Genomic DNA, 20,835 nt, shown 5'->3' on the forward strand with positions numbered 1-20,835 from the left:
GAGAGAATTTATGGGCCGCTGGGGTGACGCGTAAATCGGTCCTCCCCTATTCGGCGACACCGTGCTACGGTTGTTACCAGTTGCAGTTGTGGTTCCCGAGAACTTCACGTGCTCTCGCCGGTTATATGCTGGTGGGCGCGCTTTTGTGTTTCCGGTGCATAGTCCCGGACGGGGTAATCATCGCGGCGACGTAGGGCTCGCACGGTGCGTGCCCGCGGGCACTGCCCCGAAGGAGATATGACATGGCTACTGGAACCGTGAAGTGGTTCAACTCGGAAAAGGGCTTCGGCTTCATCGAGCAGGACGGTGGCGGCGCTGACGTCTTCGCCCACTACTCGAACATCGCCGCCCAGGGCTTCCGTGAGCTTCAGGAAGGCCAGAAGGTGAACTTCGACATCACGCAGGGCCAGAAGGGCCCGCAGGCCGAGAACATCACCCCTGCCTGATCGCTCACGATCAGACACGCGTAGCTGGGGCCCGCACCATGGGGTGCGGGCCCCGGCTCGTTGTCGTTTCCGTATGACGCGCGCGGCCCGCAGGGCCACGGAGCGTGGTGAACCCCAGGACCTGACCGGCACGGGCACGACGACGTGCGCCGGCGGGTACCGGGCACCCGACCTCGTCCGGCGCACCCCCGGCCCGACGCTCGCGTGAATCCACTGCGTTTCACGTGAAACACCGTTCCGCGTGTTCATCGCGCGGTCGGCCGGAATTAAGTTTTCCGTTTAATTAATTCGGCTCGTTCTAGCGATTCTTGGCGTCCATTCGGGTTGCCGCTGTTCACAAAGAATCCCTCGATACGTGCCTCATCGAGGAAAGGTTCCGTATGAACCGCGATCGTGCACCCCGTTCGAATGACAGGTTTTCCCGCACCCGCTCGGGTGGTTCTGCGGGCGGCCGCTCCGGCGGCGGCTACGGCGGCGGTCCGTCGTTCTCCGGCGGCGGCGCCCCGCGCTCGGGCGGCCCGCGCCGGTCCGGTGGTGGTGGCGGACGCCGCCCCGCGGTCAAGAGCGAGTTCGCGCTGCCGGTGACCATCACCCCGGCTCTGCCCGCCGTCGAGGCGTTCGGCGAGCTCGACCTGCCCGCACCCCTGATGGCCGCGCTGACGTCCGAGGGCATGAGCGTCCCGTTCCCGATCCAGGCGGCGACGCTGCCGAACACGCTGGCCGGCCGGGACGTGCTGGGCCGCGGCCGGACCGGTTCCGGCAAGACGCTGGCCTTCGGCCTGGCGCTGCTGGCCCGTACGGCCGGACGGCGCGCCGACGCGCGTCGGCCGCTGGCGCTGGTGCTGGTGCCCACCCGTGAGCTGGCGCAGCAGGTGACCGACGCGCTCACCCCGTACGCCCGGTCGGTGAAGCTTCGGCTGGCGACGGTCGTCGGCGGGATGTCGATCGGCCGGCAGGCCTCCGCGCTGCGCGGCGGCGCGGAAGTGGTCGTAGCGACCCCCGGACGTCTGAAGGACCTCATCGAGCGCGGTGACTGCAAGCTGGACCGCGTCACCATCACGGTGTTGGACGAGGCCGACCAGATGGCCGACATGGGCTTCATGCCGCAGGTCACCGAGCTGCTGGACCAGGTGAACCCGGAGGGGCAGCGGATGCTGTTCTCCGCGACCCTGGACCGCAACGTGGACCTTCTGGTGCGCAAGTACCTGCACGACCCGGTGGTCCACTCGGTCGACCCGTCGGCCGGAGCGGTCACCACGATGGAGCACCACGTGCTCTACGTGCAGAACGCCGACAAGTACGCGACGACCACGGAGATCGCGGCCCGCGACGGCCGGGTGATCATGTTCCTGGACACCAAGCACGCGGTGGACCGGCTCACCGACCACCTGCTGCAGAGCGGCGTGCGCGCGGCGGCGCTGCACGGCGGCAAGTCGCAGCCGCAGCGCACCAAGACGCTGGAGCGGTTCAAGACCGGTCATGTGACGGTGCTGGTGGCGACGAACGTCGCGGCCCGCGGCATCCACGTCGACAACCTCGACCTGGTCGTGAACGTCGACCCGCCGAGCGACCACAAGGACTACCTGCACCGCGGCGGTCGCACCGCCCGCGCCGGCGAGTCCGGCAGCGTCGTCACCCTCGTCCTGCCCAACCAGCGCCGCGAGATGTCCCGGCTGATGCTGGACGCCGGGATCACCCCGGAGATCGCCCACGTCCGTTCGGGCGAGGCCGAGCTGAGCCGGATCACCGGCGCCAAGGCCCCGTCCGGTGTGCCCGTCATCATCAGCTCGCCGCCGGCCGAGCGGTCCGGCCGTCGCGGCGGCGCCCCGTTCGCCGGCCGTGGCCGCCCCCGCGGCACCGGTGGCGGTTCGGGTTCCGCCCCGCGCCGCCGGCCGGGCGTCGCCTCGCCGGAGGAGCGCGCCGCCGCCGCCCAGCGCCGCGCCAACCGGGCCGCCTGAGCCGGTCGGCCACGGAGGCATCCGGCCCGGCAGGCAGGACGGCCCCGGGCCCGCTCGTACGACGCACACGGCCGCCGCACCCCGCACGGGGAGCGGCGGCCGTGCCGCGTCCCGTCCCGGGCTCAGCGTCCCGCAGCGCCGGGCAGTGCCGCGACGGCGCGGCGGTGACGGCGGTCCCGACTGCCGCGCCGACCGCCCCGGCCGGGTCCGGACGCACCGGACGCGGGGCGTACCAGCAGGTCACCGCAGGTCTGCGGGAGGCGGCGAGCCGACGACGGCGGTGTCACCCGATCGCCCCGCCCCTCTGCGCGGGAACGCGCTCCGGGTGAGGGTAGGGACCATGTGGTCCCGCCGTATCGCCCTGGGAGCCGTGCTCCTGTCGCTGGCTTTCGTGGCTTTCCTGATACTCCGGGACGGCCCGGTCGGCCGTGCCCCCGCCGAGCGGGCCGCGGCGGTCCCGAGGACGCCGGTGACGGCCCCGCGGCCGCACATCGTGAGCCGGGCGGTCTGGCACGCCGACGAGTCGCTGGTCCGGGAGAAGCCGCACTACACCGGGGCCGCCAGGGCGGTCTTCATCCATCACACGGGCCATGGCAACCGGTACGACTGCGACGACGCCCCGGAGATGCTCCGGTCGGTGCAGAGCGATCACGTGGGCGCCGAAGGCTGGGACGACATCGGTTACAACTTCGTCGTCGACCGCTGCGGAACGATCTACGAGGGGCGGGCCGGGGGAGTCACCCGTCCGGTGCGAGGGGCGCACACCAAGGGGTTCAACACCGACACCGTCGGGATAGCGGCCCTCGGCACCTTCGACGCGGGCACCCCCGTGCCCCGGCCGATGCTGGACGCCATCGCGAAGGTGGCCGCCTGGAAGCTCGCCCCCGGCATCGACCCGCGCGGCTCGGTGCGCCTCGTCTCGACCAACGACGAGAGCCTCTTCGACAAGGGCGAGGCGGCGATGCTGCACGTCGTCTCGGGCCATCGGGACAGCTACGAGACCGACTGCCCCGGCGACGCGCTGTACGGGAAGCTGCCGGCGCTGCGGGAGCAGACGGCGGCGCTGCGGAAGGCCGCGACCGGCCGGGCGGACGCAGCGACCGCCGCGTCCGCCGCCTCCGCGCGGGCCGCCGTCCACTGACGACCGGCCCGCGCGGGTCAGCGGGCGACGAACTGGGTGAGTATCGCCTGCACCTCGTAGATGTCGACGCCCTTGGTGAACGTCTTCTGGATCGGCGTCGGCGTGCCCGAGATCCAGATCTTCAGCTCCGCGTCCAGGTCGAAGGTGCCGGCCGTCTCCACCGCGAAGTGCGTGATGGACCGGTACGGCACGGAGTGGTACTCGACCTTCTTGCCGGTGATGCCCTGCTTGTCGACGAGCAGCAGTCGGCGGTCGGTGAACAGGATGGTGTCGCGGATCAGCAGGAACGCCGCGTGCACCTGCTCGCCGGGTCCGAGCAGCCGGGCGTAGTCCTGCTGTGCCGACGCCGGGTTGATCGTGTGCGCGTTGCCGAACAGTGCCATGGCGGTTCCCGTCTGCGTGTGCCGGAGCTGCTGTCGGACGGTCCGACACTCCCAGGTGTCAGACGTTCCGGACGCTCCGGCCGTTCCGGCGGGCGCGGCGTGGATCGGGTGAGGTCAGGTGAGGTCGATGTGGACGTTGGTGGACTTCACGCGGGCGGTCGCCTCCATGCCGACCTCCAGGCCCAGCTCCTCCACGGCCTCACGGGTGAGGAGGGAGACGAGCCGGTGCGGGCCGGCCTGGATCTCCACCTGTGCGGCGACGTCGCCGAGCTTGACGGCGGTGACGATGCCGGGGAACGCGTTGCGCGCCGAGGTGTAGGGCGTCCCGTCGTCCGGGTCGCCGCCCTGTCCGACCTCGATCGAGAGCGCGGCGAGCGCCCGCCCGTCGATGAGCCGGCGACCGGCGTCGTCCCGGTGGGTGGCGACCCGTCCGGCGTCGGCCCAGCGGCGGGCGGTGTCGGGGCTGACGCCGAGAAGCCGGGCCGCCTGACCGATGGTGTAGGTCTGCATCTGCGGGATGATAGGGCGTATTGCCTTGCGTACGGTCGACCCCGCCCTGCCGGGGCTGCCGGTGAAGGCCCCCGGTCGGGGGGCCGTGCCGGTGCGAGCGGTCGTCCTTACTGCACCCGCGTCGCGGTGCCGGGCCGCTCGGTTCCGCGGTCGCGTGCCCGGCGGGTGGTGGCGGCGACGGTGGCCATCAGCTCGGCGTCCAGCACCGACGGATCGGCCAGCCGGGTCGGGGCCGCGTACGCGTTGAGCAGGGCCTTGGTCACCCGCAGGGCCGCCTCGGGCCGGCGCACCACGGGCTTCGCCCAGGCGGTGACCGCGTCGTCGAGGGCGTCCTCGGGGACCACCTTCTGCAGCACCGAGAGCTCCCGCGCCTCCTCGGCGCCGAAGGCCCGCCCGGTGAGGATGAGTTCGCGCGCGCGGGCGGCCCCCACCTCGTGGATGAGCCGGGGCAGCAGACCGCCCCAGGCGGTCGGCAGGCCGAGCGCCAGTTCCGGCAGCCGGAAGGAGGCGGTGTCGGCGCCGACCCGCAGGTCGCAGGCGAGAGCCAGCGCCATGCCCGCGCCGACCGCCTTGCCCTGGACACGGGCGATGGTGACGGCCTGGCCGGTGGTGAGCGCCTCGCAGACCCGGCGGGCCTTCTCACCGGCGATCCGGATGCCGCGCCCGGTGGGGTCGTCGTCGAGCCAGTCGGCGAACTCGTTCCGGTCGCCGCCGAGGCAGAAGTCGTCCCCGGCGGCGCTCAGCACCAGTACGCGTACGTCGGGGTCGGGCACGGCCAGGACGGCCAGCAGATCGTCGAGCATCGCCTCGCCGACCGCGTTGCCGTTGTCCGGATCGTTGAGCTCCACCCGCAGCACGGCCCCCTCGCGCAGCGTGCGTACGAGGGGGGTCCGCTTGCCGTACGGGGTCAGGAACTCGGGCAGGGACAGCTTCATGTGGTCACGCTCAGGGAGGTGATGCGGCGGAAGACCATGCGGGACGCGTAGACGGGGGCCGACGCGGTCCGCAGGCCGGGGAACCGGTCGAGCAGCTGGACGAGCAGGGTGCGGGCCTCCAGCCGGGCCAGCGCCGCACCCAGGCAGTAGTGGACCCCGCCGCCGAATGTCAGGTGGGAGCCCTTGCGGAGGATGTCGAAGGCGTGCGGGTCCTGGTTGCGCCGGGGATCGTGGTTGGCGGCCCCGTACATGACGTGGACCATGGTGTCCTTGGGGATCGGCACCCCCGCGAGGACGGTGTCGCGGCCGGCGACCCGCGTGTTGAGCTGGATCGGGAACTCGTGGCGCAGCGCCTCCTCGACGGCGTCGTCCACGTGCTCGGGGTGCTCCCGCAGCCAGGCCCAGCGGGCGGGATCTTCCAGCAGCAGCCGGACCATCGCCGACAGCAGGGTGGCGGTGGTCTCCAGCGAGGCGATGGTGACGAACATCGTGAGGCGGTAGAGGATCTCGTCCGCCTTCTCCCGGTCCGGCTCCATCCCGTCCCAGGTGTGGATCCAGCCGGTCAGCACGTCGTGGCCGGGGTTGGCCCGGCGCTCCCGCACCATGGTGGTGAAGTACTCGCGCAGCTGGAGCGTCGCCTCGGCGGACACCGCGAGCTGCTTGCGGGTCGGCAGCAATTCCTGCGCGTGCACCTGGTTGTGGGTGATGTTCAGGATGTGCGGATAGTCGGACTCCGGAATCCCGAGCCACGACCCGATGGTGCTGATGGGCAGCTGCTCACTGACGAGGTTCACGAAATCCGCGGCACCATAAGCGAGTTCGCGCCCCAGGGTGTCCAGCAGGCGGGCGGTGTGGAGTTCGACGTCCGGGGTGAGCCGCTGGATCGTCGAGCGGTCGAAGAGGTTGCCGAGGCTGCGGCGCTGGCAGGTGTGCTCGGGGGCGTTGAGGCGGGAGAGGGTCTTCGTCATCTCCCGGGTGGCGAGGGCGTCCCACTTCTTCGCGTCGTCCTGGCGCTCCTGCCAGGCGAAGTCGGGCGCGAGCCAGTCGCGCCCGCGCAGCACCTGGTTGCAGGTGTCGTATCCGGTGACGAAGTACCCGCTCCACGGAGCGGGTACCACGTCGCCCATCTCCCGGAGCTGGTCCAGGAGGGGATGCGGATCGGCTTGGCCTTCGGCGGAGTGGAGCTTCCTGAGCAGGGAGATGAGAGCTCGGCGGTCGACCACGGGTCTGTCCGTACCACGTATGACGCTCACGCAGAGTTCCTTGCTCTGGGCTCCGGGTTACCGAACTGAACTTACCCTTCCGAATGTATGCGCCAAGCGTTGATCATTGTTGTTCATGTCACAGGAATATGCGGTCATACGCGTCCAGGTGACGAACTGTCAGACACGGAAGACATCCAGGAACGAGCTCCACCAGCCCTTGGGCTTGCGGTGCGTCTCGCCCTGCCGCTGCTGCGGCACGGAGGCCCCGGTCGCGGACGGTTGCGGAGCGGGGGCCTGGGCGCCGGGTGCGGGGGCCGAGGCGGAAGCGCGGCGCGGGGCCGGCGTGAAGCGGACCGGCAGTGCGGCCTGCGCCCGGTGGAACGGGCCGCGCCGCCATTCGATCGCGTCCGCGGGGACGCCGAGGGTGATGTCGGGAACCGCGTTGAGGACCTTCTCGATCGCGGTGAGGGCGATGAGCTGGGCCGGGGACTTCGCGGGGCACACGTGCGGGCCCGCGCCCCACGCCAGGTGCGCGCCCTTGCTCAGGGTGCGGCGGGCGTCGGTGAGCGCGGGGTCGGTGTTGGCGGCGGCGAAACTGATCAGCACCGGGGTGCCGGCCGCCAGCGTCAGGCCGTTGAGCTCCACGTCCTGGGTCGGGTAGTGCGTCGCGTAGTTGGCGATCGGCGGGTTGTTCCACAGCACCTCGTCGAGGGCGTCCTCGACCAGCATGCCGGTGCCGCGCCGGTCGCCGTCGCCGAGGCCGGTGTCGAGCATCAGCAGCAGGGCGTTGGCGATCAGGTTGCGCTCCGGCTCGATGCCGGCCCCCATCAGCATGACGAGCTGGTCCTTCAGCTCCTCGTCCCGCAGACCGGCCGGGTGCTGGATGAGCCAGGAGGTGATGTCCTCCCCGGGCTGGCGTCGCTTGAGCGCGACCAGTTCCATCAGGCACTCGTTCAGCTCGGCGTTGGCGCGGAGCACGTCCTCGCCGTCGAAGATCGCCGACATGGAGCGGGTCAGCCGGTCGCCGATGTCCCCCGGGCAGCCGAAGAGCTGGTTGAAGAGCAACAGCGGAAGCAGCTTGGCGTACTCGGCGAGCAGGTCGGCCGAGCCGCGTTCGATGAACTGGTCGACGAGGTAGTCGCCGATGCGCTCGACGTCGCGCCGCAGCCGGCTCGGGTTCAGACGGCCGAGGCTCTCGGTGACCGCCTTGCGCAGCCGCAGGTGCTCGGTGCCGTCCGTGAAAAGGCAGTTGGGGCGGTACGCCATCATCGGCAGGACCGGGCTGTCCATCGGGATCGCGCCCGTGGCGAGCGCCGTCCAGCGACGGGAGTCGCGGGCGAAGAGGGCCGGGTTCTGCAGGACGCGGAGCGCCGCCTCGTGCGACACCACCAGCGTGGCGTCCACGCCGGGGGCCAGCTCGATCGGCGCCGCGGGGCCCTGGGCGCGCAGTTCGTCGTACACCGCGTGCGGGTTCGCCGCGAACTCGGGTCCGTAGAGCGAGGTCTGGCTCTTGGCGTGCATCGGGCATCCCGTGGGGGCGCCGTAGGGGGTGGCTCCCGGCTGAGAGTCCATGTGTGATTCCTCGGTGTGATCGCGGGCCACTGGCCCCGGAAGGGGGACGGCGGGCCGGTCGGTGACCGGCCCGCCCGGGTGGTGCTCGGCGGTGCCCGGTCCGTGCGGGCGGGAACCGGCCGGCCCGCACGGGGCGGGCGGTCGACTCCCGCCCCCGCACGGTCCGGCGGAAGGGGTGCGCGGGCGGTCAGTCCACGCGGGAGAGCAGGTGCGTCACCAGGGTGATCAGCGCCTGCGCGGACGATTTCTGGTCCCGGGCGTCGCAGTAGACGAGCGGGGTGTCCGGCAGCAGGTCGAGCGCCTCGCGCAGCTCGTCCTCGCCGTGCCGCGACTCGGGGTCGAAGCTGTTGACCGCGATCGCGTACTCCAGGCCGTACTTCTCGATCAGGTCGATGACCGGGAAGGTGTCGGCGAGGCGTGCGGGGTCCACGAGGAGCAGGGCGCCCAGCGAACCGCGCGCCATGTCCTCCCACAGCTCCACGAAGCGCTGCTGGCCCGGCGTGCCGAACAGGTACAGGACCAGTTCGTCGCTGAGCGTCAGCCGGCCGAAGTCCAGCGCCACCGTCGTCGTGACCTTGCCGTGCGCGCCCTTCAGGTCGTCGAGGTGCGCGGCGGCCTGCGTCATCCTCTCCTCGGTCCGCAGCGGGGCGATCTCGGAGAGCGTGCCGATGAGCGTCGTCTTGCCCACGGCGAAGTGTCCGACGACGAGGATCTTCGCCGCACGCTGGACCGCGTCCGGTACGTAGATGTTCTCAGCCGAAGCGGACGTGGAGTCCATGCAGCACCTCTTCGAGGATCTTCCGGTCGACGAGCTGGGCGGCGGGCGGGGCCTTCCGGCGGAGCAGATGGCCCTGTTCCGCTAAATCCTGGAGCAGCAGGCGGGCCACCCCCACGGGCAGCTGGAGGCGGCCGGCCACCTCCGCCACGGAGAGATAGCCGCCGGAACACAGTTCCCAGATCGCACGGACCTCGGGGCTCGGGTTCGGCGGCGGCTGCCGGTCGGGGGCGATGGTCACCAGTGTGACGAGCGAGAGATCCTCGGCGTCGGGCAGCCCGCGCCCGCCGGTGATGACGTAGGAACGGACGAACCCGCCGCTGACCGCCCGCTCTTCGCCCGGTGCCGTCATGCGTCGCTGCCCGCGGTCTGGCGGGGAGGTGTGGTCATCGCCTTCCCCAGCGCGCCGACCTGCTGCTGCATGCGGAACGACATCGCTTCCATGTCGACGTCCGCGGCCGCGGCGGCGGCCAGGTAGGCACCGCTGCCCGCCGCGATCAGGAAGATCCAGCCGCCGTCGTACTCCAGCAGCGTCTGCCGCCAGTAGCCGGGGGTCTGGCTGCCGATGAAGGGGGCGACGGCCCGGCTCAGCGACTGCATCGAGCTCATGGCGGCGGCGACCGTCTCGGCGTCGTCACGGCCGATGTCGGTGGAGTTGGCCAGCAGCAGCCCGTCGGCGGACACCAGGATCGCGTGCCGGGCACCGGGCACCTGGAGCAGGTCGTTGAGCACCCACGACAGATCGGGGTTCACTGGATCTCGGGTCCTTCCATCGTCGTCGTGTCACGTCCGGACCTGGTGCCCCGCTGGAACGCGCCCAGTCGGGAGGCCGTCTCCTGATTGCTGGGCGCCGGGACCGGGGCGGCGGGCGGAACCACCGACACCGGGCTCTGACGGCGTCGCTTCGGCAGACCGCCGGCGGTGGTGATGTGGGCCGCGGACTGCGGGGCCGCTTCCTGCCGCACGGCGTTCGGGAACAGCGGGGTCGGCGTGGGAGCGGGCTGCGTCGCCTGGCGCCGGGGGAGCGACGACACCTCGGCGTCCTGGGGCGCGGCCGCCACCGGTGCCGGGACCGGGGGCAGGTCGTTGGTGAGCAACTCGTCGGGCAGCAGCACCACCGCGCGAACGCCTCCGTAGGGCGACACCGAGTCGACCGAGACCCGGAATCCGTAGTGGGCGGCGAGCATGCCGGAGACGGCGAACCCGAACTGCGGGGGGATGCCCAGCGAGGAGACGCTGATCGGCGACCGGGGGTCGAGGAGGGCCGTCGCGCGGTCCTTCTCCTCCTGGCCCATGCCGAGGCCGGCGTCGTCGACGATCAGGCAGACGCCCTTGGGCACCGCCTGGATGTTGATCTCGACGGGGGTGCCGGGGGCGGAGTAGTTGGTGGCGTTGGCGAGCAGTTCGGCGAGGACCATCGCGACCGGCTCCACGGCCTTCGGCACGACGGAGAAGTTCACCTGGCCGTTGATCCGCACCCGGTCGAAGTGCCGGATGCGTCCCTGCGCGCTGCGGGCGACGTCGAAGACCGAGGCGACGGTCTCCCGGCGGCCGAGCCAGCCGCCGCAGAGGACGGCGATGCCCTGGGCGCGGCGCCCGAACTGGCTGTTGGCGTGGTCGATGGACATGAGGTCGGCGAGGATTCCGGGATCGTCGCCGTACTTCGTCTGGGCCTTCTCGATGACGAGCTGCTGTTCGTCGGCGAGCCCCTGCAGCGTGCGCACCGCTGCCTTGAGGACGGCCTTGGTCTCCTCCTCCGCGTCCTTGCGGACTTCGGCGAGTTCGGTGGAGTGCCGTTGCAGCAGACCGGAGTGGGCAGCGTGGAACTCGTCCCGCTGGCCGTGGAGCGACTCGCGCTCCCTCCGGAGGTCGGCAACCTGTCTGCGTAGCCGGATGTTGGTCGTGCGAGCCCGCAATACGGCACCCACGGCGACCAGTGCTACGACAATCAGCGCCCAGAAGACAGCGCTCTGGGTAAATGTCATGAGACTCACTTCAAGTGCCATGGCTAGGGATACGGCTTGACGTCCCCGCACCTGCCGCGACCGGGCTCTCGGAGCCACGGACCACGCCACATCGGGGAACGCCCCTCCGAGAACGGGGCCGAGGATGCCACCCCTCTCGGGATGCCCCCCATACGCCATCAGCCCACTGGAAGTCAGATGATCTTACAACGCTCTGACACGGAAGTGTGCACATGCGCACGGCAGTTGCACGGTGGTAGTGAAATGTTCACATGGATGACGGAGTGTCAACTGGGCCGGGGGCCAAGGTCACGGAGAGAGAGGAGCGCGCTCCACCCCGGAACCGTGTGTGTACGGGTGGAGACGGTGTGTCCGGGCGGGGCCTTCCGGCGCGGACGGTGCGGGAGTGGTAGACGTTCCGCACCGCCGGTGGACGCCCGCCCGAAGGATACGGCGGGGGTACGTCGAGGGGCCCCGGTGGTATGCACCGGGGCCCCGAGGGGTGTTGCGGAACCATCGTCCGGCGTCAGTGTCGAGCCGGACTTCTTCGACCGCCGCTCCGCCCGTCAGAAGGGCCGGAGTGCGGGAATCGCCGAGGCGTGACCGGGAACCACCTTCCGTTCGGTGCTGGAGGGACCCGGGACGACGGCCCGTGCCCGGGGGTCCTGATGGCGTCCGCCTCCCTTCGTACGGCGAACCACTTGCATGCTCTGCGTCAACCGCAGTCGGTCGCCCCTCGTCCGGGGGCGCCTCGCCCGGCCTGCCGTCCTGCCGCCCACTGATCTGGACGGGCGGAGGACCCGCCTGCCGGACTTCCCCGCACGCGCGCCCGCGGACCGGCGCCTTTGCGGGGATCCCGCGCTCCCGGACCGACCGTCGTGCCGGTCCGGGAGCGCCCGCTCCTCCGTGGCGGCCCCTGATGATGCGGGCCGCCCGCTGCGGTCGTCAGTCCCGTCGCCGTCCTTCACGACCCTGGCTCCGGAACTCCACCACCGCAGCGTCCTGCTGTCCGGCGATCCGTCCCCGCCGGTGCTCTTTCCCTTGGCTACGGAAGAAACCTTAGGCACATGATCGGCGAATGTCTACTCCCGTGGGAACAGATTTAGCTGATCGGGGATCGGAGAAAATCTGCGGCAGTCGATCGTCCCCGCCGCTGCACCTCGGTTTGCCCAGGTCGGGGCGGGTCCATGCCTCGGGGCCGCGGTCGGATCGTGCGCGGCGGTGCTCCGGTGCCCTGCGGCGTGTCCCGCGCGTGTCCCGCGGTCAACCGCCCGTCCCCGGCCCACTTCTGTGACACAGCGTGTTTATGGAGGCGCGCGCTGGTAACGATGGGTGAAGAGAAGGAATCGTCGGTCACCGGAAGGAAGGTGGATCACATGACGGTGGGAACCCTGCTCATCCTCGGCATGGTGGTAGCGATCGTCGCGGCTCTCGTGCTCGCCCCGTCCCTGCCGAAGACGGGCCCCGCGGGCCGCACGCCGCAGGGCGGAACAGGCCGGGGCGCCGGCGCGCACCGGGCCACCGGCGGTCGCGGCGCCGTGCGTCGCCTGTCGACCGTGCCCGCGCCGCGTCGCGCACCGCACCGGCACACCCGCGGCTGAGCCGGTGACCGGATGACGGCGGAATCCGGTGTTTCCGCCCCTGTTTCCCCGGGGTAAAGGCCCGTTGCCGACAGCACCGCGGTCCGGCGGCCCCCGACGGGCGGCCGGACCACGGAGAGCCGCGCGGGACGCCGGGCAGACGGGTCCCGCACGGTACGGGGAGGCGGCGGGCGACCACCGCCGGAGCAGGCGAACGCCGCACGGACCAGGGGGAGAAGGACAGATGACCACCATCACCGCGAGCGCCACGATCAGCTACTCGGGGACCGTCGCGGCCGACGCGCGCGAGGTCACCAGAGCGTTCCTCGACCGCCTCACCACGCCGGCCGTCGACGACGACGCGGCCGACACGGTCGTGCTGGTGGTGTCCGAACTCGTCACCAACGCCGTCCGGCACGGCGGCGGCACCTTCACCCTGGAGCTGACCGAGTGCCCCGGAGGCGTCGAGGTGGCGGTCCACGACCTCAGCTCCGCGATGCCGCGCATGCGCACGCCCGACCTGAACGGCGGGGCCGGCGGCTTCGGATGGCCCATGGTCCACCAACTGGCCCGCACCACCTCGGTCACCCCGCGTCCCGGCCACGGCAAGACGGTGCGGGCCGTGCTCGACCGCTGAACCGGCCGCGCACCTGCCTGTGGACCGCACGGCCGCGCAGGCAGGTGCGCGGCCGCACGTACGCGGCACGCGGGCGCCGCACGCAGGGGAGGGCCCGACCGCCACGGCGGTCGGGCCCTCCCCTGCGCTCACCCCCATGCCGCCCGGCGGTCGCCGTCGGCGTGCCGGGGCGCGCTCAGACGGATACGGGCGAGCCGAGCATCGCGGACGCCTGCTGCACCGCGGTGAGAGCCTGCGCGGGCTCCTCCTTGGGCGCCGTGCGGCAGGTGAAACCGAGCGCGGCCATGGCCCGGACGACTTCTCCGGCGCTGAAGTCGCGGCGGTCCTGCCGGGTGACGACCTCGCCCACCTGCATCACCGGGTAGTGGCGGCGGCTGATGATCACCGAGTCACCGGTGATCGGCTGGGGCTTGACGCCCTTCATCGAGTCCTGCACGCCGCTCTTCGTCAGGTCGAACGGGAAGCGGGCGATGACACAGCGCATGTTGCCTCACAAGGAGTAGGGGAGAGCGGTGCGGGCGGAACGGGCTCGGCGACGGGAGGGCGAGGACGCCCGGAACGCCACCTCGGCCGTACACGCCGACCACGGGATTCCTCCGGGTGCCGGAAGCGCAGGGTGTGCCCGGCTCCGGCCAGAGTAGCCAGTGCGGCGGCGGACCGACGACCTTCGCAGGCCGAAGGGGCCGGCGCGACCGGTCGGCCCGTGGCGGCCCGCACCGGATCCCGCCCGAACGGGGGACGGACGTCGGATCCGTACGGGGGACGGGCGCCCCGCGCACGACTCAGGCGGCGTCGGCCGCGGGGCGGCGCTGGCCGGTCCGGCGGGCGCTCTGCGACGGCCGTCCGCGCCGCGAACGGCTGCCACTGCCGCCGCGCTCCCGGCGCTCGGCGGCCGGTGCGGTGATGACGACCGGAACGCCCGACGGAGCCTGCGCACCGGTGATGCGGTGCAGCTCGGCCTCGCCCGAGTGGACCTGCGTCACCTGCGGCCGGATCCCGGCGTCCGCCATCAACCGCACCATCTCGCGGCGCTGGTTGGGCAGGACGAGGGTGACGACGCTGCCGGACTCGCCGGCGCGGGCGGTGCGGCCGCCGCGGTGCAGGTAGTCCTTGTGGTCGCTCGGCGGGTCGACGTTCACGACCAGGTCGAGGTTGTCGACGTGGATGCCGCGGGCCGCCACGTTCGTCGCCACCAGCACCGTCACATGACCGGTCTTGAACTGGGCGAGGGTACGGGTCCGCTGGGGCTGCGACTTGCCGCCGTGCAGCGCGGCGGCACGGACCCCGCTGGCGAGCAGGTCCTGGGTCAGCCGGTCGACGGCGTGCTTGGTGTCCAGGAACATGATCACCCGGCCGTCGCGGGCCGCGATCTCCGTGGTCGCGGCGTGCTTGTCGGACCCCTGGACGTGCAGCACGTGGTGCTCCATCGTCGTGACCGCTCCGGCCGACGGGTCGACGGAGTGGACGACGGGGTCGGTCAGATAGCGACGGACCAGCCGGTCCACGTTGCGGTCCAGGGTCGCGGAGAACAGCATCCGCTGCCCCTCCGGCCGGACCTGGTCCAGCAGTTCGGTGACCTGCGGCATGAAGCCCATGTCGGCCATCTGGTCGGCCTCGTCCAGCACCGTGACGGCGACCTGGTTCAGCCGGCAGTCGCCCCGGTCGATGAGGTCCTTGAGCCGGCCCGGCGTGGCGACGACGATCTCGGCGCCGCCGCGCAGCGCGGAGGCCTGCCGGCCGATCGACATCCCGCCGACGACCGTCGCCAGCCGAAGCTTCACCGACCGGGCGTACGGGGTGAGCGCGTCGGTCACCTGCTGCGCCAGCTCACGGGTGGGCACCAGCACCAGCGCCAGCGGCTGACGGGGCTCGGCGCGCTGACCCGCGGTACGGGCCAGCAGCGCCAGGCCGAAGGCCAGCGTCTTGCCGGAACCGGTCCGGCCGCGGCCCAGCGCGTCCCGGCCGGCCAGCGTGTTCGGCAGCGTCGCCGCCTGGATCGGGAACGGGACGCTCATGCCCTCGGACGTCAGTGCGGCGAGGAGTTCCTCGGGCATCACGAGATCGGCGAACGCCTCGACGGCGGGCAGCGCCGGAGTGATCGTCTCGGGCAGTGCGAACTCGCCCTGCACGGCGGAGGGACGCCGGCCGTAACCGCCCGGACGGGAGCCGCCGGACGGGCGGCTGCCGCCGCTGGAGCGGTACGGGGCACCGGAGCGGGACGGGGCGGACGAGCCGAAACGGCTGCCGCGACCGGCGCCCGAGCCTTCGCCGTAACCCGTGTTCGTACGGGTGCGGGGGGAACGGTCGTTCGTACGTGTGCGGTTCATGCGGAACCTTCCTCGATGCGGCGGCGCGTATCAAGGAATTCACGCAGCGAATGAGCAGCACGGTGAATCGCGAGAACGAGCCATATGTGAAAGCGACCTGGGATACCGCCGAAATGACGGGCGGTGGATCGGTCGCAGGAATTCGGGACCCGGGTCACCGTGACGGGTGCTGCCGTACGTGGATCCGCCGGGGGCGGACCGGTTCCAGCAGGTTTTCCGGGCGATCGTCGGTCGTCTTCCCGCCGGACGCCGAGAGGCTCTTCCGGTGGGGAATCCGGTGTACGGAACCAGCCGGATCCTCCGGCGACGGGTCGGTCGCGGAGGGGTGCGGTTCCGGGGAGCACGCCCGCGGCGGAACGCTGCGCGGGCTGCGGAGGGGAGGGCCCGCGGTGTGCGGCGGGCCGGAAAAACGCGAGCCGGGGCCCGCACCCCAAGGTGCGGGCCCCGGCTCGTGACTACGCGTCAGCGTCAGGCGGGAACGATGTTCTCGGCCGTCGGGCCCTTCTGGCCCTGCGCGATGTCGAAGTTGACCTTCTGGCCTTCCTGGAGTTCGCGGAAGCCCTGGGCGGCGATGTTCGAGTAGTGGGCGAAGACGTCAGCGCCGCCACCGTCCTGCTCGATGAAGCCGAAACCCTTTTCGGCGTTGAACCACTTCACGGTGCCAGATGCCATGTCATATCTCCTTCGGGGCAGTGCCCGGAATCCACACCGTGCGGATTCCGTGTCGCCGCGATGATCGCCCCGACCGGAAAAATACCGGCAAACGCAAAAGCATTCCCACCGGGTGTGAGCCCTGCGGGTCCGCTTGAAAATTTTTGGGAACCACAACTGCAACTGGATCGAGACTAGCACGGAAAATCGCTCCGGTGCGGCGGTCGAATTTCGCTCGGTCCGCCGCCCGGAAGAAACTCGTCGCGCTTCACGCCTTTATCTGTTCCCGCGACGACACATATGGACCTGCTCCGGACGGAGTGTTGTTCCGGCGCTCGGGGGTCCGGGGGTCGCCGAGGGCGGGGGCGGGGCCGCATGCGGGCGAAGGGTCCGGCGGGGAGGGGACGGGCCTGTGGCCCGGACCCTCCACCGGCCGCTGCCTATCGCAGGGACTTCAGCATCTCCGCACCGAACGGGGTGATGTCCTCGGTGCTCCCGCGCAGGGTCTTCGCCGCCCACTCCGGGTCGGCAATGAGGGCGCGGCCGACGGCGACCATGTCGAACTCGTCGCGTTCGATCCGTTCCAGCAACTGCTCGATGCCGGTGACCGAGGAACCGTTGCCCCGGAACGCGCTGAAGAAGTCTCCGTCCAGGCCGACCGAGCCCACGGTGATCGTCGGCCGCCCGCTGATCTTCTTCACCCAGCCGGCCAGGTTCAGGTCCGAGTCCGCGAACTCCGGCAACCAGTAGCGGCGCGTGGAGGCGTGGAAGACGTCGACCCCGGCCTCGGCGAGCGGGGTCAGCAGGGACTCCAGCTCCTCGGGGGTTTGCGCGAGCTTCGCCTCGTAGGCGCCCATCTTCCACTGGGACATGCGGAAGACGAGGGGGAAGTCGTCGGAGACGGCGGCCCGGCAGGCGGCGACGATCTCGGACGCGAAACGGGTGCGTGCGACGAGGTCGCCACCGTACGCGTCGGTGCGGCGGTTGGAGCCCGACCAGAGGAACTGATCGATCAAGTAGCCGTGCGCGCCGTGCAGTTCGGCACCGTCGAAGCCCAGCCGCTCGGCGGCGGCAGCGGCGTCGGCGAAGGCCGCGATCACGTCGTCGAGGTCCTGCTGCGTCATGGCCCGGCCCTTGGGTTCGCCCGCCAGGTCCACGCCCGAGGGGCCGACCGGCTCCGCGTCCACGACGGGCGGGGCGCCCACGGCGCGGGCGACGCCCACGTGCCACAGCTGCGGAACGATCGCCCCGCCCTCCCGGTGCACCGCGTCCACCACGCCCGACCAGCCCGCGAGGGCGTCCTCGCCGTGGAAGCGCGGGACGCGGCCGCTGGTGCCCGCGGAGTCGTGGCCGACGTAGGTGCCCTCGGTGATGATCAGACCCACCCCGCCGGCGGCCCGCCGGGCGTAGTAGTCCGCCACGTCCCGGCCGGGGACGCCTTCGGGGGAGAACTCCCTGGTCATCGGGGCCATGGCGATCCGGTTGCGGGAGGTGAGCCCGCGCACGGAGAAGGGGCGCGAGAGGGCGCCTGCGGCGCGGTCGGCGTCTGCGGCAGTCACATGCATGTCCGTTCGTCGGCGGTAGGGGCGAAGGGCTGTCCTCCCGAGGCCAACACCACCCCGCTCGCCCCGCTTCCCGTCGCCTGGGGCGATGTGGTGCGGATCTCCCCGTGCGGGCCCGTCGGAGGAGCCCGGCGGGGCGCCTCCGGGAAGGGTGTGACACGAGATATCGCCAACCTCCGCTTGTAGAAACGGACTTGGTGCCGTTACCGGGCGGGTGGCGGGGCACACGAACGGTCCGGGGGCAGCTGCCCCGTGTGGGCCCGCGGGCCGGGAGGGAGCCAGAGGTGGACAGGATCGACGACTTCGTGGCGGAGCGTCTGTGGCTCCAGGTGGTGCTGTCCGCACTGCTGGCCCCCGCTCTGATCATGGTGATCTCGCCGGGGGAGTCGCCCGCGGCCGTGCTGCTCCGGGTGGGAGCCGCCACGGTCACCGGGGCGTTCGTGGTGGCCGCCCGGCAGCGCAAGGAGCGGCGGGCGACGGGCGCCACGGCGACGGGGGTGCGGTCCCTGGAGCGCCGACTGCGCTCCGGCGAGCCGCCCACCGACCCCGCGGAGCGGTCGGCCATGCGCCGCCTGGTCGACGAGCGGCTCCACCGGACCCGTCACGCCGCCGCGGCACTGGTTGGTCTGAGCCTCATGTTCGCCGCGGTCGCCGTGCTCGCCGCCGTCACCGCGGGCGCGCGCCAGGGCTTCGGCTTCGCCGTCTTCACCGTGGTCTTCGTCGGCTGGCTCTCCCGCTACGGCTCCCTGCAGCGCCGCCGCCTGCGCGCCATGCGCGAGGCCCTGGGGCCGGCCGCCGGACCCGGACCGGACACGGAGGGCGGGGCGGGGCGAGCCGTACCGCCGGCCTGAGTACGGGGGTCTCCGCGTGTAGCGCGTCGTCGGCGCCGTCACTGCGCCGACGTGGGCGGCACCGAGGGCCGCGCGCCTCCCCAGGTGAACGCGAACCGGTCCCGCTCCCTGTCGTAGGTGACGCCGGCGCCCGAGGGAGGCAGGGCGAACCGTCGGCACAACCAACCGTCCATGGCCAGTGCCGACGCCTCGCACCGGTAGTCGCTCAGCGGGAAGTCGAGCGCGACGACCCGGACGACGAGCCCCTCGGGCAGCAGGTCGCTCAGCGCCTGCGCGTGGAGGCGGACGCCGAAGGCGAGCCAGGCGGCATCCTCCCAGTACAGGCCGGAGGCGGGCAGACCGAGCCAGATCTTCCGGTGGATCCGCAGAGCGTGCGGCGGGCCGCCGTTCTCGCTCACCTCGGCGTCCAGGTTCACCGCGAGCCCGCCCGCCGGCCCGCGGAAGCGGAACGCGAACACCGACATCGTGCGTCTCCCGTCGTCCCGCCCACCCTCGCACCTCCGGCCGTCGCAGGTCACCCGCGCCGGACGGAGTGGAGGCGCGCCGGCACGGGAACGCGCGGCGAACCGGCGTCCGTACGGCGGCCGGTGCGGCCGCGGAGGCCCGCAATCTCGTCTCCGGCCGTTCCATGCACGGAAGTTCGGGTACCCGAGTGCAACGAGCGCGACGGTACGCGCGGAGAACGCGACCGACGAACCTCATCGGTTCACCGGGCGAGACACGCGACCGACGTACAGACCGACGGACGAGTTCGGAGAGTGACATGGCGAAGACGAAGGCATCCGGAACCACTCACCCCAAGGCCGCCTCCGCGGCGGGCCGGGCGGCCAAGAGCGCCCGGACCAAGAGCAGCAGGAAGGCCGCCGCGAGCGCGCTGTCGCAGACCTCCGGGAAGGCGGGCAGCGCCTCCGCGAAGACGACCAAGTCCGGCCCGGCGTCGGCCGCGGGCAAGACCGTGGGGGCGAAGAAACGGCCGAAGTCCGAGAAGAAGGCCGCCGCCAGTGCCCTGTCCCAGACCCCGGGCACGCCGGCCCGCCGCCCCGGCAAGAAGGTGCTCACCGCCGCGGCCAAGGTGCTGGCGGACAAGAAGTCGACCAAGGCCGCGCGCTCCGACGCGGCGAGCACGCTCGCCCAGGCCGCGGCGCACGCGCTGAGGTAGGCGCCGGGCGGCTGGCCGCCGCCCTTCCGCGACCGGGTGCGCCGCGGAGCACGTACGACGCGAACGCGCAGCGCGGTCCGGACGGCCGGCCGCCGGTGCACCCACGCCGCGCATCCGGCGCGCCCCGCGGTCGGCGTGCCCTGCGGTCGGCGTGCCGTACAACCCATCGAAGCCGTCATCGGTCCTGTCCAGCGACGTTGATCACCGTCGTCGCTGGACAGGACCGATGGACTCGATGAAGACCGTCAGACCCACCGGACGTACCACCGCCGCGGCCCTGGTGCTGGTCGCGGCAACGGGGGCGCTCCATGCCTCCACCGCATCCGCCGCCGCGGCCGTGAGCTGCACGTCCCCCGTGTTCGCACGGCAGTTCTACGCGAACACCACGTTCTCGGGAACGCCGAAGAAGACGGACTGCGACTCCGCGATCGACCAGAACTGGGGTGCCAAGGCGCCCGTGTCCGGACTCCCGTCGAACAACTTCGGCGTGCGCTGGTCGGTGACCCGCGACTCCGGATCCGGTGGGCTCTCGTACGTCGGCTGCTCCGAGAGCAGCGGCCTCGGCGGCTGCTCCCGGTTCGCGAGCTACCGCGTGGAGCGCTGGGACCCCGCCGCGGCCGCGTACGTCACGCTGGCCGAGGGCGCGGCGGGCGACGCCGCCTTCCACATGGACACCACGGTGAACGGGGACGTGCGCGGCCTGTACTCCTACCGCGTCGTACGGCTGGACGCCTCGGGCGCCGAGGCCGACATCCGGTCGAAGGCGTACGGCATCTGGGACTCCTGGCTCTGAGCCCCGCGCAACAGGAAAAGGGGACCGGGAATTCTTCGGTCCCCTTTTCCTGTTGCACGCTTCAATGTGCGGGCGGGGGTGGACGGGGTGAACCGTCCTGCCGGCCCGGTAAACAATTGTCCAGCGGCTCGTGGCGGTGAATGCTTATTTCGTGTCGAATGAAGAAGGGGCACGAGCGGGCGGATATGCGGTGTTCGGCAGGTTTGCAGGAGTTTGGTGCCCGGTGCCTCTGGTCCGATGTCCCTGGTCCGGCTCTTCGCCGGGGCCGTTGGTGCGCGCTGCGCCGGCCCGTCGGGCCGACTCGCGGACGGGGCCTGCTCCGGAGCGTCCTTGACGTCGGGTCAGTGACGGCGTGGTGGCCTGCGCGCCGTGACCCTGGGGTCCGG

General features: G+C 71.8%; 21 protein-coding genes and 1 pseudogene. 8 read left to right on the forward strand and 14 right to left on the reverse strand.

The features are described 5' to 3' along the window. The first annotated feature begins 242 nt into the window (after positions 1 to 242). The 3 genes from Q0994_RS05860 to Q0994_RS05870 all read left to right on the forward strand — a co-directional run bounded on the left by Q0994_RS05860 (position 243) and on the right by Q0994_RS05870 (position 3,545). Entirely contained in the window at positions 243 to 446 is a 204-nt protein-coding gene (locus Q0994_RS05860) for a cold-shock protein (protein ID WP_266706811.1), read from the forward strand. Positions 447 to 826: 380 nt separating this feature from the next. Beyond that, positions 827 to 2,404, forward strand: coding sequence for a DEAD/DEAH box helicase (locus Q0994_RS05865; RefSeq protein WP_299529910.1), 1,578 nt, complete (start codon positions 827 to 829; stop codon positions 2,402 to 2,404). Positions 2,405 to 2,744: 340 nt separating this feature from the next. Continuing rightward, the gene (locus tag Q0994_RS05870; protein WP_299529912.1) at positions 2,745 to 3,545 is read left to right on the forward strand and encodes a peptidoglycan recognition protein; all 801 of its coding nucleotides are present in this window, start codon (positions 2,745 to 2,747) and stop codon (positions 3,543 to 3,545) included. Positions 3,546 to 3,562: 17 nt separating this feature from the next. Here Q0994_RS05870 and Q0994_RS05875 read toward each other — a convergent pair whose 3' ends face one another. From Q0994_RS05875 to Q0994_RS05915, 9 genes are all read right to left on the reverse strand, one after another. Then, positions 3,563 to 3,928 (reverse strand): PH domain-containing protein, encoded by a 366-nt coding sequence (locus Q0994_RS05875; protein ID WP_299529914.1) that lies wholly within the window; start codon positions 3,926 to 3,928, stop codon positions 3,563 to 3,565. A gap of 114 nt (positions 3,929 to 4,042) precedes the next feature. Continuing rightward, positions 4,043 to 4,438, reverse strand: a complete 396-nt coding sequence (locus Q0994_RS05880; protein ID WP_299529916.1) for a molybdopterin-binding protein — start codon at positions 4,436 to 4,438, stop codon at positions 4,043 to 4,045. Positions 4,439 to 4,545: 107 nt separating this feature from the next. Then, a complete protein-coding gene (locus Q0994_RS05885) occupies positions 4,546 to 5,373 on the reverse strand; it encodes an enoyl-CoA hydratase/isomerase family protein (RefSeq protein ID WP_299529918.1) in 828 nt (275 codons plus the stop codon). Next, on the reverse strand, positions 5,370 to 6,500 hold the full coding sequence (locus Q0994_RS05890; RefSeq protein WP_299530320.1) for a cytochrome P450: 1,131 nt from the start codon (positions 6,498 to 6,500) through the stop codon (positions 5,370 to 5,372). Before Q0994_RS05890 ends, Q0994_RS05885 begins: the two co-directional genes overlap by 4 nt. A gap of 255 nt (positions 6,501 to 6,755) precedes the next feature. Next, complete coding sequence (locus Q0994_RS05895) at positions 6,756 to 8,150, reverse strand: cytochrome P450 (protein ID WP_299529920.1); 1,395 nt, start codon at positions 8,148 to 8,150, stop codon at positions 6,756 to 6,758. Between the two features lie 187 nt (positions 8,151 to 8,337). After that, the gene (locus tag Q0994_RS05900; RefSeq protein ID WP_299529922.1) at positions 8,338 to 8,928 is read right to left on the reverse strand and encodes an ATP/GTP-binding protein; all 591 of its coding nucleotides are present in this window, start codon (positions 8,926 to 8,928) and stop codon (positions 8,338 to 8,340) included. Further along, positions 8,903 to 9,277, reverse strand: coding sequence for a DUF742 domain-containing protein (locus tag Q0994_RS05905; protein ID WP_299529924.1), 375 nt, complete (start codon positions 9,275 to 9,277; stop codon positions 8,903 to 8,905). The genes Q0994_RS05900 and Q0994_RS05905 overlap by 26 nt, the downstream gene beginning before the upstream one ends. After that, entirely contained in the window at positions 9,274 to 9,678 is a 405-nt protein-coding gene (locus Q0994_RS05910; protein WP_299529926.1) for a roadblock/LC7 domain-containing protein, read from the reverse strand. The genes Q0994_RS05905 and Q0994_RS05910 overlap by 4 nt, the downstream gene beginning before the upstream one ends. Next, positions 9,675 to 10,910, reverse strand: a complete 1,236-nt coding sequence (locus tag Q0994_RS05915; RefSeq protein WP_299529929.1) for an ATP-binding protein — start codon at positions 10,908 to 10,910, stop codon at positions 9,675 to 9,677. The genes Q0994_RS05910 and Q0994_RS05915 overlap by 4 nt, the downstream gene beginning before the upstream one ends. A gap of 1,355 nt (positions 10,911 to 12,265) precedes the next feature. Between Q0994_RS05915 and Q0994_RS05920 the strand changes: the two genes are divergently transcribed. Both Q0994_RS05920 and Q0994_RS05925 read left to right on the forward strand, forming a co-directional pair. Beyond that, on the forward strand, positions 12,266 to 12,490 hold the full coding sequence (locus tag Q0994_RS05920; RefSeq protein ID WP_299529931.1) for a hypothetical protein: 225 nt from the start codon (positions 12,266 to 12,268) through the stop codon (positions 12,488 to 12,490). A 223-nt stretch (positions 12,491 to 12,713) separates the two neighbouring features. Then, positions 12,714 to 13,106, forward strand: coding sequence for an ATP-binding protein (locus Q0994_RS05925; protein WP_299529933.1), 393 nt, complete (start codon positions 12,714 to 12,716; stop codon positions 13,104 to 13,106). 175 nt (positions 13,107 to 13,281) lie between these two features. Here the strand turns inward: Q0994_RS05925 and Q0994_RS05930 are convergent, their stop codons facing one another. From Q0994_RS05930 to Q0994_RS05945, 4 genes are all read right to left on the reverse strand, one after another. Then, positions 13,282 to 13,590 carry an SCO5918 family protein gene (locus Q0994_RS05930; protein ID WP_299529935.1) on the reverse strand — a complete coding sequence of 103 codons (309 nt, stop codon included), beginning with the start codon at positions 13,588 to 13,590 and terminating at the stop codon, positions 13,282 to 13,284. Between the two features lie 298 nt (positions 13,591 to 13,888). Then, the gene (locus tag Q0994_RS05935) at positions 13,889 to 15,433 is read right to left on the reverse strand and encodes a DEAD/DEAH box helicase (protein WP_299529937.1); all 1,545 of its coding nucleotides are present in this window, start codon (positions 15,431 to 15,433) and stop codon (positions 13,889 to 13,891) included. A 468-nt stretch (positions 15,434 to 15,901) separates the two neighbouring features. Next, positions 15,902 to 16,105: a cold-shock protein gene (locus Q0994_RS05940; protein WP_014047008.1), complete on the reverse strand. Its 204-nt coding sequence runs from the start codon at positions 16,103 to 16,105 to the stop codon at positions 15,902 to 15,904. Between the two features lie 419 nt (positions 16,106 to 16,524). Further along, positions 16,525 to 17,643, reverse strand: a complete 1,119-nt coding sequence (locus Q0994_RS05945) for an NADH:flavin oxidoreductase (RefSeq protein ID WP_299529946.1) — start codon at positions 17,641 to 17,643, stop codon at positions 16,525 to 16,527. 287 nt (positions 17,644 to 17,930) lie between these two features. Between Q0994_RS05945 and Q0994_RS05950 the strand changes: the two genes are divergently transcribed. Continuing rightward, positions 17,931 to 18,497, forward strand: a complete 567-nt coding sequence (locus Q0994_RS05950) for a hypothetical protein (protein WP_299529948.1) — start codon at positions 17,931 to 17,933, stop codon at positions 18,495 to 18,497. 38 nt (positions 18,498 to 18,535) lie between these two features. Here Q0994_RS05950 and Q0994_RS05955 read toward each other — a convergent pair whose 3' ends face one another. Continuing rightward, positions 18,536 to 18,961, reverse strand: coding sequence for a hypothetical protein (locus Q0994_RS05955; RefSeq protein ID WP_299529950.1), 426 nt, complete (start codon positions 18,959 to 18,961; stop codon positions 18,536 to 18,538). A 299-nt stretch (positions 18,962 to 19,260) separates the two neighbouring features. Between Q0994_RS05955 and Q0994_RS05960 the strand changes: the two genes are divergently transcribed. Together Q0994_RS05960 and Q0994_RS05965 are read left to right on the forward strand one after the other, a co-directional pair. Continuing rightward, positions 19,261 to 19,656 carry a hypothetical protein gene (locus Q0994_RS05960; protein WP_299529952.1) on the forward strand — a complete coding sequence of 132 codons (396 nt, stop codon included), beginning with the start codon at positions 19,261 to 19,263 and terminating at the stop codon, positions 19,654 to 19,656. Between the two features lie 235 nt (positions 19,657 to 19,891). Then, positions 19,892 to 20,182: pseudogene (locus Q0994_RS05965) on the forward strand (cellulose 1,4-beta-cellobiosidase); the annotation flags it as partial. Positions 20,183 to 20,835 lie beyond the last annotated feature (653 nt).

Origin of the sequence: uncultured Streptomyces sp., assembly GCF_947488945.1 — a bacterium.
GTDB lineage: Bacteria > Actinomycetota > Actinomycetes > Streptomycetales > Streptomycetaceae > Streptomyces.

Bases quoted from the DNA above. Each gene is read 5' to 3' on its own strand.
- Q0994_RS05860 (WP_266706811.1), top strand. From the start codon at position 243: ATGGCTACTGGAACCGTGAAGTGGTTCAACTCGGAAAAGGGCTTCGGC.
- Q0994_RS05865 (WP_299529910.1), top strand. From the start codon at position 827: ATGAACCGCGATCGTGCACCCCGTTCGAATGACAGGTTTTCCCGCACC.
- Q0994_RS05870 (WP_299529912.1), top strand. From the start codon at position 2,745: ATGTGGTCCCGCCGTATCGCCCTGGGAGCCGTGCTCCTGTCGCTGGCT.
- Q0994_RS05875 (WP_299529914.1), bottom strand. From the start codon at position 3,928: ATGGCACTGTTCGGCAACGCGCACACGATCAACCCGGCGTCGGCACAG.
- Q0994_RS05880 (WP_299529916.1), bottom strand. From the start codon at position 4,438: ATGCAGACCTACACCATCGGTCAGGCGGCCCGGCTTCTCGGCGTCAGC.
- Q0994_RS05885 (WP_299529918.1), bottom strand. From the start codon at position 5,373: ATGAAGCTGTCCCTGCCCGAGTTCCTGACCCCGTACGGCAAGCGGACC.
- Q0994_RS05890 (WP_299530320.1), bottom strand. From the start codon at position 6,500: ATGGGCGACGTGGTACCCGCTCCGTGGAGCGGGTACTTCGTCACCGGA.
- Q0994_RS05895 (WP_299529920.1), bottom strand. From the start codon at position 8,150: ATGGACTCTCAGCCGGGAGCCACCCCCTACGGCGCCCCCACGGGATGC.
- Q0994_RS05900 (WP_299529922.1), bottom strand. From the start codon at position 8,928: ATGGACTCCACGTCCGCTTCGGCTGAGAACATCTACGTACCGGACGCG.
- Q0994_RS05905 (WP_299529924.1), bottom strand. From the start codon at position 9,277: ATGACGGCACCGGGCGAAGAGCGGGCGGTCAGCGGCGGGTTCGTCCGT.
- Q0994_RS05915 (WP_299529929.1), bottom strand. From the start codon at position 10,910: ATGACATTTACCCAGAGCGCTGTCTTCTGGGCGCTGATTGTCGTAGCA.
- Q0994_RS05920 (WP_299529931.1), top strand. From the start codon at position 12,266: ATGACGGTGGGAACCCTGCTCATCCTCGGCATGGTGGTAGCGATCGTC.
- Q0994_RS05925 (WP_299529933.1), top strand. From the start codon at position 12,714: ATGACCACCATCACCGCGAGCGCCACGATCAGCTACTCGGGGACCGTC.
- Q0994_RS05930 (WP_299529935.1), bottom strand. From the start codon at position 13,590: ATGCGCTGTGTCATCGCCCGCTTCCCGTTCGACCTGACGAAGAGCGGC.
- Q0994_RS05935 (WP_299529937.1), bottom strand. From the start codon at position 15,433: ATGAACCGCACACGTACGAACGACCGTTCCCCCCGCACCCGTACGAAC.
- Q0994_RS05940 (WP_014047008.1), bottom strand. From the start codon at position 16,105: ATGGCATCTGGCACCGTGAAGTGGTTCAACGCCGAAAAGGGTTTCGGC.
- Q0994_RS05955 (WP_299529950.1), bottom strand. From the start codon at position 18,961: ATGTCGGTGTTCGCGTTCCGCTTCCGCGGGCCGGCGGGCGGGCTCGCG.
- Q0994_RS05960 (WP_299529952.1), top strand. From the start codon at position 19,261: ATGGCGAAGACGAAGGCATCCGGAACCACTCACCCCAAGGCCGCCTCC.